Raw genomic sequence first — 15,707 nt, forward strand, 5'->3', positions numbered from 1 at the left:
AAGGTCGCGTCGCTGATGCCATGCTCGCGACAGATGTCTCGGACCTTCAGTCCCTGCTCCTGTTTGTTGAGGATAGAGATGATTTGGGATTCGCTAAATCGTGATTTTTTCATAGTTAAAAGTAGTGAATTTTATCTACTTTCAAACGGTCAACTTTCAGGGAAGCTTACATACAAAAATAGTGCAGATCTAGAGCGGATTATAGAATACATAGGGAACAAATGATCCACATTTAATAAATTCGGGGATTTAACAAAAGTCGATTTTTAAATTTTAATTCTAAGACCTTCGTTCCTCCTAAATAATGTTGTGCTTGAAATAAGAACTTATTCCCACTGCTTTTCTTCGGTCCAGCTCATTTTAAATGATTCATCTTGATGCAGTCCTTCAGTAACCGGCCAAAGAAATTTCTTAAGCCTATTTACCACCTTTAGGGGATCTTCTGGAACCTGATCATCAGATATCTTCCCAAGGAATGCCTTCCACTGACTTACCTTAGTTTCTTCGTCAAAGAAAGCTGGCGTTAACGCAATAGGTATTTGTGTAGGGATATCCGTTTCTCTTCGATTAAAAGTTTCCTCGATTGCCTTCTGTAGTTTTCGTCCCTCAAAAGGATGATTCTCTGATAAAAAATAGATGTCATAGAAATCTTTCATCCGGCTATTTGCCAAATCTAAACTAACCATTGCCTGGTACTTTTCTGCAATGGCACTTTCTAAGGTATAAGCCTGAATCCTGGGTTTATCATTATCAAGTATCGTTGGATACTCAACCCAAAGTGGTTCCGGTGTTATAACATCCCCAAAACCAATGTCAATCTGGATAGTGATACGGGCATTACCCAAATTACCGCGGACTTTTATCCGCACTCCATCGTAGGCCTCTTGTTCACGAATCTCTTCTCCCTTTACGCTATCCGGATCGAATTCTAATCCATCCCCTTTAATATCAATCTTGCAGCATTCTGCTATGTTTTCCTCAAGTTTTGGTATTGAACTGTTTCCATATTTAAGTACGTCAATATCCCGTGTTGGACGAATATCTGTTATACCGGTGGCCCGAAGCAAAAGAGCTCCTTTTAAAACAAAATCTTTAGCATTGGGCAGTTTACTCATCCGGAGAAGAAATTTCTCCATTGCATAATACTGCAACAGTTCATTAAACGGGCGGCCCGTTTCACGAGCCTTATTAAGAAGCCGCTGGTGAACAGAGTCAATTGTGCTTTGAGTGGGCTTATCCATGTGCAATAGCCTCCAGATATGGCTTTATAACAGTTTTAACACGACAAATTTTGGCATACTTCATAATATCACTGTAACTTGCTTTCCCCTGCTCTATTCCCTGTGCCAGAGCTTCCATCGCGATATCAAGTCCTATCTTATTTCTAAATTTAAAACAGTCGGCAATCGTCTTGGCCGGATTATACACCTGAATTTCTGCCCCATCTACTTTATGCTTTTCTATACCTTCGGTAAGACTATCTCCTGAAAAACGATAAACTTTAATGGGAGGATGGTCAAGCTTGGGATCTCTACTGGTCCTGGGAAGAGCAATATGGACCTTGTGTGGAATTTCTGTTGTCATCTCGTGAAAATCCAGTGCTGAAACAAGACAAAGTTTAGCCTTTGGGATTTTCTTTGCTACAATCGCCAGATCAGGATTAGAAAGCATATCAGTATCTGAAAGTTTGTACACTCCACGCTCAAGCTTAGTTAGGAACCCTTTCTCCTCCATATGATAAAGCGTCCGTCGGTATATACCCTCATCCAGAGCTTCTGAAGTTCTGAGTATGCCTCCATGTTTTTTAAAAACATTTATGGCATTATCTATTTTTTCTTTTGAAACATACATGCGCACAATTTTGCATACATTTATTTATAAGTGTATGCGTTTTTGTACATAAGTGCAACTTTTTGTACTATCTTTAACTACTCGTTCGATTTTACGAATAATGTCTTGAATATTTTCTCTAATTTCTTTCTGGGGCAGCTGGGGGATAGTCTAAATCTTGGTACCTTGCACAAAAGATATTTAGATAAGCATTAACTTTCTGTGCGGATTTTAATATTGAATCCACGGCCCTGGTAATTAAAATATCCTTTTTATAGAATTATCTTCATCTAGGAGTCTGTCGGACTAAGTCACATTCGGCTGAATCTGATATTGAGTTAAACGCTGAACAACCAGCTCTGGAAGAGCCAAACTCAGATGAGATTAACCTGACAACTAAAACCAACTTCTAACGGCTGACTGTCAGATCAAGTCGTGGCTATTACAAATTATCGCCGATAAACAGTTTTTATTTCATAGATCAATTCAATGCTTTTAAATCAAAAGCATGTAAATAGTTAATCAATTCCTTTTCCTCAATATTTTCTAACCAAGCATCCTCTTCATGACTGATATCCGATATTTTTGAAGTCTTCATTCCATCAAATCGATCTACTACATCTTGAAGCGTTTGTAATTCTACTTCACTAAATAAGTCAGAATTGAACTTTTTCTCACCCGGCAAAAACTGTTTGCAAATGCTACCCTCATAGCGCGTTTCATCAAACCTTATTTTTATAAAACCCATTTCCTCTGCTTCTTCAAAGATGGCTCCATATTTTTTTAAAACAGGGCCATGCTGGATAGCTCTGTACTCGGTTCCTGATATTGAAAAACAAGTGCGTTTAAAAAAGGAAAAGTCGGAATAAAACATCACTTTATTCATACCAGTCTCCCATGGATTCATTTGTTTGGCAAAGTACAATATCATGTTCATAACCTTCTCGAGATTAGGCTCTCGAAATCCATTGTACTCATTCGGCCTGCTATCACCTAATAAATATTCAATTAGGTTTAGTTTAGGAGAAGTAGTCTCTTCAAAAATAAGTTTTTTAATTTGTTTAACCTTTTTTTCAAGTTTCTTCCCCTCTAATACATTGCTCGCCTTAAGAAATTCAAGGAAATCCTCCGGATCTTTAGCCGCCTGAATCAAACGAGCATTTGATAAACTTGGCATAGCCCCATTTTCATATCTGTTATATTGGTTTTCGCCAAACTCCAGGATAAGTGACATCTTACGAGCACTTAGACCATACTTTTCGCGAGTGCTTCGCATTTCTTCGGGAAAAGGGATAGAGTGGTTCTTACGGTATAGATTATGTACCTGGGTAATGTTTATTTCGTCAAGAGCCTCAGTTGTAAATTCTGTATCCGTATCTTCACAGATATAGTAATGGTACTTAATTGTATAGGTTTCATTTCGAAACTCTAGGTCGCGGGGTTCTGTTTCCAGCCTTGTTGGTCCACCAGTAATTGGGCTTTCCATGTTATTCCTCATGTTTTTTAAATGGATAGGTCATTTCGTATTCAGCAATATGAAACGAAACACATATAACCGGGTTACTCTCTTTACCAAGGGTTATCTTTATATAGACTTCCTCATGTTTAACGACTTTTCCGAAAACCCATAAGTCAGATCCGAGATTAAACTCATCTGTTATAGGACCTTCGCTGTAGTCTTCTACGTCAAGGTTAAGCAGGACTTCCTTTCGTTCTTTAGGGTTAATTTCAAGATCCAACAATGCTTGTGTGTTTTTAGATCTTTTGTCAAGGAATACAATCCGCCAGGTTCTCGCTTTTTGCTTAAATCGTTTTAAGAATTGTTTAACTGCTTTTCTTTTGTTCATTAATTATATAACAATATTGTATGTAATACAACTATAAAGTATCATTTTTATTGCAAATAAATAATTATATAATTTTAAGATTGTATATGGGTATTTCAACCTATTTTTAGCTAGCCTGTTGTCGGTAAAGATGTTCTTGAAAATCGATAAAGGTACTGCGAATGGATTGAATATCTCCGAGCTCAGATTTGGCATTTGCAATGGCTCGGTATTTCAACTCAAGTAATTCAGGCAACTTGGAATCGTCTAACTCATCCACCCCATCTTTGACATACTGATCAAGTACAAAGTTAATAAACTCTTGCTTTTTGGGATCATAATCATCCAAATAGAGTTTCGCACGATTAGCTCGTTCAGACCTTGGTACTAAATCAACATGGTAGGCTACATAGGAGAGGACATCGAAAAGATCACTATCTTCTCCATGGACTATTTTTTTCAAGTCTTCTAATTGTTGTCTTGAATATCCTTTCTCTCTTAGCTCTTCCAATAATTGCTTTCTGGTGCTTGGCTTACTCCAAATCTCCCTTAGCTCTTCTTCACTATCAATTAATGATGGTATATCACCAAACAGATTTCTTATGAACTCTTCTGATGAAATTGGCTTTCCATCCGGACTCCAAAAAGAAGTCTTAACCATGGAATCCAATTCCCGCACCTTGTTATCGGAGAGCTTTATACGAGTCATTCTTCTGGAAGGAGTATCACAGGTACAAGGGGCATTACCACATTCATCGCAATACTCAGGCTCTTTGGCGCATATACATGGAATCTGTCCGCAATCCTCACAAGGCTCTGGGTCATCAGGACGTGGCGTATCCGGCTCCGGTACAACCAATGCCCCATCCCATTCAGGATCGTTAAACTTCTTATGAGCCGTTTGATAAAAGTCATAAATAGTGAAGTGATCCTTATTCTCATATAGGCGTGTACCCCGGCCAATGATCTGTTTAAACTCAACCATTGTATTAACAGGTCGCATCAGGACGATATTCCGCACTTCCGGTGCATCAACTCCTGTGCTAAGTTTACGAGAAGTCGTCAATACCGTAGGGATAGTCTTCTCATTATCCTGAAAGTCACGAAGATGCTGTTCTCCTAAAGCACCGTCATCAGCTGTAACCCGATGACAATAATTTGGATTGTTACTTTCGGCAATTTGATTGATCAGATCACGAATTGCGGCGGCATGAGGTTGAGTGTTACAGAAAACCAGTGTTTTTTGGTCTTGATTCATCATGTCCATGAGTAGCTTTACACGGTACTGCTCAATTTTTTTAATCTCTATGATTCGGTTCTGTTCTAAGAGGGTATATTCTTTTTCCTCATCAACTACTCCTTCAATTACTTCATCATCATCCGTGTATTGATAGGTATCACCAGTGGTTGAAATCTCTTTTACTTTGAATGGCGTTAAAAATCCGTCATTTATACCCTGCTTTAAAGAATAGGTATAGACAGGTTCCCCAAAATATTCGTAGGTATCTACATTGACATCACGCTTGGGCGTTGCCGTTAGGCCTAACTGTACTGCAGGACTGAAATGCTCCATGATACCACGCCACGTACTTTCATCATTGGCTCCGCCACGGTGGCACTCATCAATGATGATGAAATCAAAAAAGTCTTCAGAATATTCACCGAAGTAAGGCGAATTATCCGGACCACTCATAAAGGTCTGGAAAATGGTAAAGAATACACTTCCATTCTTGGGAACTCGGCCTCTCTTCCTGATATCTTCGGGACGAATACGAACCAAGGCCTCTTCGTCAAAAGCACTAAAGGCATTAAAGGCTTGGTCGGCAAGTATATTTCGATCGGCCAAAAAAAGAATTCTTGGACGTCGCCTACCATCTCTTCTCAGATTCCATTTTGCCTGAAAAAGCTTCCAACAAATATGAAAAGCTGTAGCAGTCTTGCCGGTGCCGGTAGCCATCGTAAGTAAAAGTCGATCTCTGCCTTCTCCAATTGAGTCCAGCACTTTAGTAATGGCATTCTCTTGGAAAGAATAGGGGAGATATTTGCCCATGTATAGCTCATAAGGTATTTCCTGGAATCGCTGCTTCCAGTTCCAAATCTCCGGCTTCTCTTTAATTTCCTTGACAGGCATTGCCATTTCCCAAAGCTCTTTTGGGGTAGGAAACTTCTCAATTTCCCCTTCATTGCCCTCCTCCATATCAATGGCATAAATGCGCTCACCATTGGTAGAATAAGCATGCTGTATGTTCAGACGTTCGGCATATCGTTTGGCTTGCCCTACACCATCAGTGTAATACTTATCTTGCTTTTTGGCTTCTATTACTGCCAGCCTTCGACCTTTGTAGACAAGTACGTAGTCAGCAATAAGCGGGTCTTGTCTCTGACCATGCCCAATTAAACGTCCTTTAGTAATGGAATACTCTACTTGAATGCGGCTGTCCTCTACCTCTCCCCAGCCTGCATCTTTAAGCGCAGGTGTGATAAGCTCTAACCTTGTCTGCGCTTCATTCATGCCACTAATTGTTCTTTTGCAGTTAATTTCCCTGTAAAAGCTTCATGGAGTATAGATTTCTTTAACTCATCAATATTTTTAATTTTTTTTCTGTAAGAATCAGTTAGGGAGCTTAGACTATCTCTTGTTTTGTCATGGAGTTCAACAATACTTTTTTGTTCTGAAATTGAGACTATTGGTATTTCAAGTGATTTAACGAATGGCAACTTCACCCCTTGTACCGTCGCTCCAGTACCAGCATCGACAATTTTATCTGCTATACTTTTAAACCAGACAAACAAATATTCAGGTATTAGGTTATTATCTTTAGGTAAAATGCCCTTCAAATCTTGATTTATTGCGGTATCCTGATCGAGGATACAAACTTTACCAAGGCCTACTCTTGTGGCTATAACAACATTATTTTTAGGTATTATATTAGTTGAACTATTATCAAGGCCTAACTTTGTAATTGAATGATCAGTGGCTTTAAGGATATCATAATTCATATCTCTAACGGTGGCCCAAGGAATGTTTCCTCCATAATATTCATCCTTTTTCTTAGAAGGTGTACCACCACCAATTATTTCACAAACTTTACTAAGTTTTTTCTTTCTTACACCATTAATATCGGAAAAAAGATCTTTTAACCGGCTTTCGAACAGCTCTTCTACATTTTTAACATTCCGCTCAATATAATTCCTTGACCGTTCAGCAGCTTCAAAGGCATCATCTAAAATAGATACAATCCGCTTTTGTTCGTCAAGTGGGGGAACGGGAATTTCATACTCTGTAAAATTCCCCATCTTGATATAATTTGTAGCAGAGCCATATTGCTTATTGAGGTTATATCCCCTCCAGAAGGCTTTTAAATGATAATATACGTACATTGGATATTCTTCTATTTCATCGATAACATAAGTTCTTTGGTAAGCATCAAACTCACCATCGAAGTAAAAGACCTCACCAACATTGGCCCCATTTCCTGGTAATATTATACATTCTCCGTCAAATCTCTTGGTGTCACAATATTGGTGCTCCATTGCACAAGTATAAAACCTATACTTCCCATCTTCTTGAGCATGGCTGGCATTATGTTTGCCAGTTTGAATATTTGCAATTTCTGAAAGTTTTTTAACTGGCCAATCGCTTCTCATACCAACTTTTTTAATGATTGAAGGATACTATTCGTTTCTGAATCAAGTCTCTCCATTTCTTCAAGTATTTCCTTAGGAGGCCGAAGTTCATCACCGTCTGGAGCATTAGGATTCTTTACACTTAGATCAAGCGTATTATCTGAGATTTCATTAATACCAACATTCCAAGACTGCTCTGTTTCCGGTTTATCCTCTTGTATTTCTACAAACTCAGTAAGGTCTTTGTCATTAAGCGGGTCAGTCTTTCCCAAACTGCGTTCAGGCGCAAAATCATAATACCAGATATTCTTGGTTGGCTCTCCTTTTTCAAAGAAAAGAATGACTGTTTTAACTCCCGCACCTAAAAAAGTGCCGCCAGGCATATTAAGGACCGCCTCAAGCTTACAGGTTTCAAGCAGATATTTTCTAAGACTAATTGTAGCATTATCAGCATTACTTAAAAAGGTATTCTTAATCACTACTGCTGCCCTACCACCAGCTTTTAACGATCTAATAAAGTGTTGTAAAAACAAAAAGGCTGTTTCACTGGTTTTTATATCAAAGTTTTGCTGTACTTCTTTGCGCTCCTTTCCGCCAAATGGAGGATTAGCTAAAATTACATCATGGCGGTCTTTTTCTTGTATTTGTCGGACATCCTCCGCAAGTGTATTAGTACGCAGTAAATTCGGAGCCTCGATACCATGAAGAATCATGTTCATGGTTCCAATGATATAAGCTAAGTTCTTTTTCTCCTTACCAAAAAAAGTATCTTTTTGCAGGGTATGAAGGTTTTCCGTCGTCTTCTCCATCCGCTCGTACATATACTCATAGGCTTCGCATAAGAATCCTGCTGAACCTGCGGCACCATCATACACCGTTTCTCCTACCTGGGGATCAATCACATTAATCATAGCGCGAATCAGAGGCCGTGGCGTATAATACTGCCCACCAGAACGTCCGGCATTGCCCATATCCTTAATTTTGGTCTCATAAAGATGACTGAGTTCGTGTTTGTCCTCTGCAGACATAAAAGGCAATTCATCTACGTGGTTAATAACATCACGCAGGATATATCCACTGTGGAGCTTGTTCTCTAAGCCTGAGAAAATTTCGCCAATCTTGTATTCAATTGTCTTTGGACTATCAATATGCTGTTGTCTAAATTGGCTGAGATAAGGGAACAACTCTTCATCAACAAACTCTACCAAGTCAGGCCCTATCATGGCTTCTTTGTGATCAAGCTCTCCATCTTCATCCTTCGGAGCAGCCCAAACGTCCCACTGGTATTTTTCATCCAATATATATTCATAATCTCTCCCTTTTAATGCCGCCTCATCTGCCTTGTCTTTTTCTAAATCATGGAGGTACTTCAAGAAGAGTATCCAAGATGTCTGCTCTATATAATCGATCTCACTATCACAACCCGCATCTTGGCGAAGTTTATCATCAATATTCTTAAACGTCTGTTCGTACATGATGTGTATTATTTAAATAACCCGTTTACGCCTGTTTTTTTTATTTAGAAGAAAGGAATGTTAAATAGTAATATGTGTATATAAATTCAAATATATACCACTTATTCAACAAATCGCCTGTCAAGTTAAATCCTGCTTTAAGAAATTACGATTTAGTCGATAAGAATTTTGACCAATTACCTTCCCCGAGGATCTCTATTGTAATCCAAGCTTGCCATAATAACGGGGCGAAACAGAACCATGCAGGGAATACAATATTACAAACTTCAAAATAGCATGTCCGATAAATTATACAGGAACTAACACGGCTATGTGAAAGAAGAGCAATGTCGCTTGCTATTGATAACATGTGTACTTGGTTCGAATACAAGGTCGTTTCAGTATAATGACCTTGTAAACGAACCAGTTAAATATGTCTGGTTCAATCCTTATCTACATGAGAGGAAGGGGGATATACTATGAAGGAGTTGAAAGAGGCCAAAATTCACACGCGGAAGATAAAAGGAGCCCACACACTCTCGAATAATTTTATTTTAAAAGGCAATTAGTTGTTTCCAGAGGGACCTAGAATTTCTTTCACCATCTGTTTCACTGGATTTAATCGATCTGCATGATTCCGGGTCCAAATAAGCCATCCCTTAAATTTCAGCTGTTCTTCTTCACTTAGATCCAATTGAGATTGCAGGTTCTCAATTTCAGCTATAAAGTCATAAATATATTGGGACTTCATGAAGCTATTAGCCCTTTGTTTAAGTTTTGCTAGTCGTTCCTGCTCCGATTTTTCCTGGTCTTCAATAGCTTCTTCAATTTGTTGTTCAAGTTCTCGCTTCTTATGTCGTTCCTCTCTTTTAAGACGCTTCGATTTTATTTTTTCGGCCATTGATTCAAGCTTAAAAAAGAATTCATCTAATCTGTCTTCCAGTTTTTCAGACTTCGTATCTGAAAGGACTTTCGAAGATGTTTGCCACCTGTTCTCGAGTAATAATAGTTTTAGTTTTCCCGTGGGATTATATTCGTATTCATATCCCCAACTATGTTTTTTTTCTGTTCTTTTTCGACGGGTCCCTTCTTCTCTTAACTGGATGTACATTTTATCCTTATCAATTTTGATATAAGTCCAGTAAGAGCTGTTATGCCTTTCGGTATGCACTGAATAGCCGCGCTTTTCAAGCTCTTTTAGTAACGCATCTAAGATGAGAAGTCCCCTTTTTACGTTATCGGGAGAAACAGAAATATCTAAAGGACGTCCACCACGTACTCTATTAAACCGATTCAAGGAGTTTTTATCGATATCGTCACGCGCTTGTTTTACCAGGATATGAGGTTTCGTTAGTCGTTTAGAAACGGTTATCGTCTTCTTTGAATTAACTGTTTTTTCAGATGATGTTAGTTTTCCCCTAACCGTAAGGGTATAAGTCTCCTTTTTAGATTCTGGTAACGCAGGCTTTTTAACTGTTTTGTTATGTCTCTTCTTTGCCCAATAGCCAGAGGAAGGAGTGGGTACATTTAGCTCTTGGCAGACCTTATACAGTTGATGACTTGTTATTCCAAAATCTTTAGCTAAATGGCTAACAGGTTTGGACCAGACGTTATCATAAAGTCGTTCTCGGTGAAAAGTGATATTGCCCATGGTAATCAGATTAAGGTTAATCGAAGAAGACCTATGTGCAAAAGGTCTCATCCATTTGACATTATTTAGTTACAAAATGATGAAATGTCTCATAAATCTCTCGAATAAAATCAAAAGCTAGAAGAAGGAATATTGACATTACGTCAAAAAAATAACAAAAGGGGGAATCTAAAAGAATTGGCTAGCATCATATACTGTTGGATATCTATGAATATGATGGAGCACCGTCTTAAATGAAATAAATGTACAGGTTCACCTATTTCATAGTATAAATGAGGTAATTCATGTGATTTTTCATATAATTTTGTATAATGCCCTTATGAAATCACTGACCGACAAACAGCAGCAGCTTTGGGAGTATATCCTGGATTTCTACGAGGACTATAGCCAGTTCCCCAGCTATGAGGATATGCAAGAGGCGTTTGGCTATAGCTCCTCCAACAGCATTTACCAGCACCTGCAGGCCTTGACCAAAAAGAATTACCTGGCCAAACATGGCCGCGGCCATTACGATATTCATCCCAGCAAACGCAATGAACTCTCCGGCTTTTATCCCGGCATCCCGGTGAAGGGACGCATTGCCGCCGGAGCGATGCATGAGGCGATCAGCGAGAACCTTGGGCACCTGCCGGTCGAGATACACCCGGAAACCTCCGATCACTACTTTGCGCTGATTGTGGATGGGGAAAGCATGATTGACGCCGACATCCGTGACGGGGATTATATTATCATTGATCCCCGCGAGCCGGGCGATGGAGAGATCGGGGCCATTCGTTACCGCGGGGAGACCACCCTGAAAACCATTCGCAAACGAGCCGATGGGATTACCCTGCAGCCGGAAAATCCCTCCTTTGATCCGATTGATATCACTCCTGAGGAATGGGAGAAGGTCACGGTATACGGCACCTATGTTGGCAAGGCGTGGAAAAAGGGCAACGATTGGGGACTAATCTTCCGAGCCGGATAAGCCGTTCCACTGGATATCGATATCCACCTGTTTCTCATCAAACAGCATCTGATCGTCAAACTCATACAGCAGGATCCAGATGATCTTCTCGGCATCGTATACCAGGTGAAAATAGCGCTCGTCCTCGCACCGGATCACAAAATGGACCTGCAGGCGTTTTCCCTTCCGCTGGGCATAGGAGCGGCGGACTTCCTGGATTCTTAACACTTCTCCCTTCTTTCGCTTTACATACCTGGGTTGTATCCGCTTGTGCTCCCAGCCGCTGCGGCTATCTCCGCTGGCATCGCTAAAGCTGCGAAAGACCGCATCCACATTGACTTTTTCTTTGAGGACGGTTTGCATAGTTGCTTTTTCCTATTTTTCATGTTTCTTTTCATGTATATTAGGAATAATTGTCCATTAGTTTCAATATTAATTTCATGCCTAAATATCCTGCTATTAATACTGGCACCTACAATCCCGATGAGGATGTGCACAAGATTACCGACTACCGGTGCGTAAGCCGGGACATGCAGCACACCTCCATCAAGGAGCGGTTGTACCTGCATTTGGATATGGCCTGTTTTTATGCCCAGGTCGAGCAGCAATGTTTTCGGCTCCACGGGCTACCGGTCTATATCGGGGGATGGTATAAAGGCACTAAGGGGATCCCGCGGGGCATTGTGGCCACCAGCTCGTATGAGGCCCGGGCGCTGGGGATCAAGACCGCCATGAGCGCCTACGAGGCCGAACAAATCTGTCCGTATATCATAGGGCTACAGGCCGACTACGAGAAGTACAAAGGCATCAGCGCCCTCATTGAAGATGTGCTGGAAGAGTTTGCCCCCACCGTCGAAAAATATTCGATGGATGAATACTTCCTGGATATCAATTTTATGAAGGAAAAGTCCCGCCCGGAGATTGAGCGCTACGGGGAAGCTATTCGCGATCTGCTTTACCGGGAAACCGGGTTGGTCTGCTCGGTCGGTATCTCGTATTCGAAAACCTACAGCAAGCTGGCCAGCGGCATGAATAAACCGGATGGGCTCACCGTAGTCTTAGGCCCAGAGGAAGCTTGTGAAATCCTGGGGCCACTGGAACTGGATGAGGTGTGGGGAATCGGCCGCAAGCGCTACCAAAAGCTAAAAACCAAGGGGCTCCGTACCATAGCCGATGGCATCGATCGGGGATACCCGGTCTTCCAGGAACTCTTCGGGCCCTACTTTGGCAAGATCATGTGGGAGATGATTGCTGGGAAAGACCGGGCCCGCGTGCTAACGGATCAGCTGGCCCCCAAAGAACAGCTGAATTATATGCACACCTTTAGTACCCAAACCACCGATCCGACGGCCATCCGGGGAGAGCTGATGACAGGCATTTCCCGGCTGTGCTATCGCATGCGAGGATATAACCTGCGAGCCCGCACGTATTTTTGCTACCTGCGCATTCAGCACCGGGAGCACCGCGGGATCACCTTCCGGTTTATGACCGACGGATATACGAACCTGGACGGGTACATCCACCATGAATGCATGCAAAAAGCCGGCCCCCGCATTCACAATTTGCTCAAAGGCGGGCATGCCCTCCGGGGCATCGGGATCGGTACCGTCAAAGTGGACCATTCGAACCAGCAGGAACTGTTCTTCCGGGAACATCCCCGGCAACGGCAGCTCTGCTGTGTAAAAGATGCTATTAACAATACGTTTGGCAATAATAGCATAAGGAAAGCCTCCATGATGGACACGGTCCCGGGAAAGACGCATTTTTTAGAGCGATCATAACTTTTTCCTCCAGTAATGATCTTGTCAATTTCTTGACGTTAAATGAGATGAGAAACTCAAATTAATACAAGTGGCGGCATATATTATGCACATACATGTTATGTGTACTTTCGCTACCCCTTTTAGATACACATAACATATCGTCCGCTGAACTTAATACTGTCCATTCTTGGATATTATCGTTACTCTATAGAAGTGTAAACTTCAGATGTATAAGACTAGGTTAGTTTGCCCGCCGGCCTTCCCGGTTTGTCAAAAAATGCTGTTTCGGCTGTAAAAATATCCATTTTTCAGCCTCTTCTGGGTTGCCTTTCCCATAATTCAATCTGCCTCATAGTTCTTTTCCTTTTCGAAAATCCTATTTCACATTCTGTCCTGGCCGGTCGGGGCTAAATCATCTTGCGTCCGCTGTGTTCTTCCGTCGTTTTTATCACAACTTTGCTGGTTTTACTTTCTTTGCCCCAAACTAACCCGGCGCTTCAAGCGGATGTGACTCGCCGTGGGCCTCCCCTCTTGCTTTTAGTCGACAAATTCTGTCTTTTATTACTAAACAAAATCAAAAATCAACACGCCGCTTAAGCGCTAACCATTATACCAAAATAAGTTATCAGTAATATGAAATGTCCAGTTTGTCAAAGAGATGCGAAAGTTGAAAAGAAAGATGCTGGTAGATATTTCAAAGTTGAATGTCCCAAATGTGGAAAATTTGAATGGGAAAAAGAGATTCCCATGCATTTGCCAGATTATCAAGAACATAGCATAATTATAAGCTATTGGATACGCAATAATCAAAAAGATGAAGACAAAGAAGATCGCTTATATTTAGATGACAAACTGGTTAAAACAATTATTAGAGATATAGACCTTCCTTCAATAGCAGAAAAAGCTCAAAATCTTCTCTTGTTAATTGGAAATGATTTGAATAGACCTGATGAGAAAATTGAATTAACAAATGATAAGAAGCTTGAATATATAACTAAGATCGGTGCTAAAGATGATAATGAGTTAGTTTATATAATTGCTTATTTAAAATCACAAGGATTAATTGAAACAGATCTTAATTATTTGTTTGAAGCTGAAAATAAAATTTTTGATAATTTTGTTTCTTTCACTTTTCGAGGCTGGTCCGAATTTGAAAGATTTAGTAGTGGTGAAGAAACAAAAGAGGTTGCCTTTATGGCTATGGATTTTAATGATTCAAATGTAGAAAAAGCGTATCAGGATTGTTTCAAACCAGCTGTTTCTAAAACCGGTTTTGAACTATTTAATCTTCGAGAAAAACCTAAAGCAGGTTTAATTGATAATAGATTAAGGTCAGAGATTCGAAAATCGAGATTTATTCTAGCTGATTTAACTAATAATAATCTTGGAGCGTATTGGGAAGCTGGATTTGCCGAAGGGCTAGGTAGACCTGTGATTTATTTATGTGAAAAGTCACATTTTAAGCAGTTTCAAACTCATTTTGATACAAATCATCACTATACGGTAATCTATGAAATGAATAACTTAAACGATGCTGCCGAAGATCTTAAAGCTACTATACGTGCTACTTTACCAGCAGAAGCAAAAATGGCTGACGAATAATTTTGGTATATCCCGCGCATTAAGCGGACGTGCCTCGCCCTTCCCTGCTGGTTTTTAGTTTTTCAATTTCTGTAGTACATTTTGTTTTAAAATCAACGTTGATCTGCACGCAGCTTATGCGCAATGTCGTTAGGTGGTTTCCCAGGAAGTAATTTTTTATAATTCTAAAGTGTAATTAAGATCAAGAAATAACTCATTTCATCAGGTATGGAAAGACAAAATAAACCACGGGTAATGATTTTATCATCAAGTGAAAAGTTATCTGTAGCATATGCTATTCAAGAAAACTTAGACAAAGATGCGGAAATTACGGTTTGGGAACATGCCTTCACAGAATTATCAAAGGGTATTTTAGAGACAATAGTTGACTCAGCGAGAGATAACGATTACGCCATTTTTGTCTTGGCTGATGATGATATTTCTTTTCTAAGGGGAGAAAAATTTAAGACGACTAGAGATAATGTAATTTTAGAGCTTGGGATTTTTATTGGTACTCTTGGAATTAGGAGTTGTTTTATGATTGTTCCTAGAGGAATTCAAGATCACCACCTACCTACTGATCTAGCTGGTTTAACATATGCGACATATAATAATGATCGGAGTGACAATAATGTACGAGCTGCGCTTTCTCCAGCCTGTAATAAAGTACGGAAAAACTTGTTCAGACCGATAAAGGATATAAGTAATCTCAAAAGTTTTGATTCTTTTCAAAATACAAAGATCGATTGGGAAGAGATGTTCGCAAATTGCCATGAAGTTGATTTATTATTTATGGGATCAGCCACTTGGCGAAATTACCACTTTGATAGAATTGAAAACTTTTTATCAAAAGAAAATTCCCAGATAAGGGTCATATTGCCGGATCCAAATTCAAATTATACAATGAAGGCAGTTGGAAAAATGCTTTCTAAAGCCTGAATCCGTGAGTTATGAGGATAAATTACGTTCTTTGATTTAATTTTTTGAATTTGCTCTGTTCGTTGCCCGCTGACTTGTTCAACGACAACA

At 40.0% G+C, this 15,707-nt stretch carries 14 protein-coding genes; 4 read left to right on the plus strand and 10 right to left on the minus strand.

The features are described from left to right. The 9 genes from BUB16_RS20285 to BUB16_RS20325 all read right to left on the minus strand — a co-directional run. Nucleotides 1–113, minus strand: a 113-nt coding sequence (locus BUB16_RS20285) for a transposase (protein WP_139240256.1), incomplete at its 3' end; no start/stop codon positions are given. A gap of 213 nt (nucleotides 114–326) precedes the next feature. After that, nucleotides 327–1,241 (minus strand): nucleotidyl transferase AbiEii/AbiGii toxin family protein, encoded by a 915-nt coding sequence (locus BUB16_RS20290; protein WP_073068556.1) that lies wholly within the window; start codon nucleotides 1,239–1,241, stop codon nucleotides 327–329. Then, nucleotides 1,234–1,851: a type IV toxin-antitoxin system AbiEi family antitoxin domain-containing protein gene (locus BUB16_RS20295; RefSeq protein WP_073068558.1), complete on the minus strand. Its 618-nt coding sequence runs from the start codon at nucleotides 1,849–1,851 to the stop codon at nucleotides 1,234–1,236. The genes BUB16_RS20290 and BUB16_RS20295 overlap by 8 nt, the downstream gene beginning before the upstream one ends. A gap of 460 nt (nucleotides 1,852–2,311) precedes the next feature. Next, nucleotides 2,312–3,316, minus strand: a complete 1,005-nt coding sequence (locus BUB16_RS20300; protein ID WP_073068560.1) for a type II TA system antitoxin MqsA family protein — start codon at nucleotides 3,314–3,316, stop codon at nucleotides 2,312–2,314. A 1-nt stretch (nucleotide 3,317) separates the two neighbouring features. Beyond that, entirely contained in the window at nucleotides 3,318–3,677 is a 360-nt protein-coding gene (locus tag BUB16_RS20305; RefSeq protein WP_073068562.1) for a type II toxin-antitoxin system MqsR family toxin, read from the minus strand. A gap of 106 nt (nucleotides 3,678–3,783) precedes the next feature. Next, nucleotides 3,784–6,168, minus strand: coding sequence for an EcoAI/FtnUII family type I restriction enzme subunit R (gene hsdR, locus BUB16_RS20310; protein ID WP_073068563.1), 2,385 nt, complete (start codon nucleotides 6,166–6,168; stop codon nucleotides 3,784–3,786). Beyond that, complete coding sequence (locus BUB16_RS20315) at nucleotides 6,165–7,304, minus strand: restriction endonuclease subunit S (RefSeq protein ID WP_073068566.1); 1,140 nt, start codon at nucleotides 7,302–7,304, stop codon at nucleotides 6,165–6,167. Before BUB16_RS20315 ends, hsdR begins: the two co-directional genes overlap by 4 nt. Further along, a complete protein-coding gene (locus tag BUB16_RS20320; protein ID WP_073068568.1) occupies nucleotides 7,301–8,758 on the minus strand; it encodes a class I SAM-dependent DNA methyltransferase in 1,458 nt (485 codons plus the stop codon). Before BUB16_RS20320 ends, BUB16_RS20315 begins: the two co-directional genes overlap by 4 nt. 544 nt (nucleotides 8,759–9,302) lie before the next feature. After that, a complete protein-coding gene (locus BUB16_RS20325; RefSeq protein ID WP_139240401.1) occupies nucleotides 9,303–10,388 on the minus strand; it encodes a hypothetical protein in 1,086 nt (361 codons plus the stop codon). A gap of 319 nt (nucleotides 10,389–10,707) precedes the next feature. Between BUB16_RS20325 and BUB16_RS20330 the strand changes: the two genes are divergently transcribed. Continuing rightward, nucleotides 10,708–11,355, plus strand: a complete 648-nt coding sequence (locus tag BUB16_RS20330) for a LexA family protein (protein WP_073068577.1) — start codon at nucleotides 10,708–10,710, stop codon at nucleotides 11,353–11,355. On the opposite strand, the gene BUB16_RS20335 is transcribed toward BUB16_RS20330, so the two are convergent. Then, complete coding sequence (locus BUB16_RS20335) at nucleotides 11,335–11,697, minus strand: hypothetical protein (protein WP_073068571.1); 363 nt, start codon at nucleotides 11,695–11,697, stop codon at nucleotides 11,335–11,337. The two genes, BUB16_RS20330 and BUB16_RS20335, sit on opposite strands and share 21 nt — an antisense overlap. A 77-nt stretch (nucleotides 11,698–11,774) precedes the next feature. Here BUB16_RS20335 and BUB16_RS20340 point away from each other — a divergent pair, with 77 nt between their 5' ends. From BUB16_RS20340 to BUB16_RS20350, 3 genes are all read left to right on the plus strand, one after another. Beyond that, the gene (locus tag BUB16_RS20340; protein WP_073068573.1) at nucleotides 11,775–13,115 is read left to right on the plus strand and encodes a DNA polymerase Y family protein; all 1,341 of its coding nucleotides are present in this window, start codon (nucleotides 11,775–11,777) and stop codon (nucleotides 13,113–13,115) included. A gap of 615 nt (nucleotides 13,116–13,730) precedes the next feature. Beyond that, entirely contained in the window at nucleotides 13,731–14,699 is a 969-nt protein-coding gene (locus tag BUB16_RS20345; protein ID WP_073068575.1) for a hypothetical protein, read from the plus strand. 207 nt (nucleotides 14,700–14,906) lie between these two features. Continuing rightward, nucleotides 14,907–15,617 carry a TIR domain-containing protein gene (locus BUB16_RS20350; RefSeq protein WP_073068576.1) on the plus strand — a complete coding sequence of 237 codons (711 nt, stop codon included), beginning with the start codon at nucleotides 14,907–14,909 and terminating at the stop codon, nucleotides 15,615–15,617. The last annotated feature ends 90 nt before the right edge of the window (nucleotides 15,618–15,707 follow it).

Origin of the sequence: Fodinibius roseus, assembly GCF_900129315.1 — a bacterium.
In the GTDB taxonomy this organism is placed as follows: domain Bacteria; phylum Bacteroidota; class Rhodothermia; order Balneolales; family Balneolaceae; genus Fodinibius; species Fodinibius roseus.

What these genes read in the sequence shown, in the direction of transcription:
- BUB16_RS20290 (WP_073068556.1), bottom strand. Translation starts at nt 1,241, where the DNA reads ATGGATAAGCCCACTCAAAGCACAATTGACTCTGTTCACCAGCGGCTT.
- BUB16_RS20295 (WP_073068558.1), bottom strand. Translation starts at nt 1,851, where the DNA reads ATGTATGTTTCAAAAGAAAAAATAGATAATGCCATAAATGTTTTTAAA.
- BUB16_RS20300 (WP_073068560.1), bottom strand. Translation starts at nt 3,316, where the DNA reads ATGGAAAGCCCAATTACTGGTGGACCAACAAGGCTGGAAACAGAACCC.
- BUB16_RS20305 (WP_073068562.1), bottom strand. Translation starts at nt 3,677, where the DNA reads ATGAACAAAAGAAAAGCAGTTAAACAATTCTTAAAACGATTTAAGCAA.
- hsdR (WP_073068563.1), bottom strand. Translation starts at nt 6,168, where the DNA reads ATGAATGAAGCGCAGACAAGGTTAGAGCTTATCACACCTGCGCTTAAA.
- BUB16_RS20315 (WP_073068566.1), bottom strand. Translation starts at nt 7,304, where the DNA reads ATGAGAAGCGATTGGCCAGTTAAAAAACTTTCAGAAATTGCAAATATT.
- BUB16_RS20320 (WP_073068568.1), bottom strand. Translation starts at nt 8,758, where the DNA reads ATGTACGAACAGACGTTTAAGAATATTGATGATAAACTTCGCCAAGAT.
- BUB16_RS20325 (WP_139240401.1), bottom strand. Translation starts at nt 10,388, where the DNA reads ATGGGCAATATCACTTTTCACCGAGAACGACTTTATGATAACGTCTGG.
- BUB16_RS20330 (WP_073068577.1), top strand. Translation starts at nt 10,708, where the DNA reads ATGAAATCACTGACCGACAAACAGCAGCAGCTTTGGGAGTATATCCTG.
- BUB16_RS20335 (WP_073068571.1), bottom strand. Translation starts at nt 11,697, where the DNA reads ATGCAAACCGTCCTCAAAGAAAAAGTCAATGTGGATGCGGTCTTTCGC.
- BUB16_RS20340 (WP_073068573.1), top strand. Translation starts at nt 11,775, where the DNA reads ATGCCTAAATATCCTGCTATTAATACTGGCACCTACAATCCCGATGAG.
- BUB16_RS20345 (WP_073068575.1), top strand. Translation starts at nt 13,731, where the DNA reads ATGAAATGTCCAGTTTGTCAAAGAGATGCGAAAGTTGAAAAGAAAGAT.
- BUB16_RS20350 (WP_073068576.1), top strand. Translation starts at nt 14,907, where the DNA reads ATGGAAAGACAAAATAAACCACGGGTAATGATTTTATCATCAAGTGAA.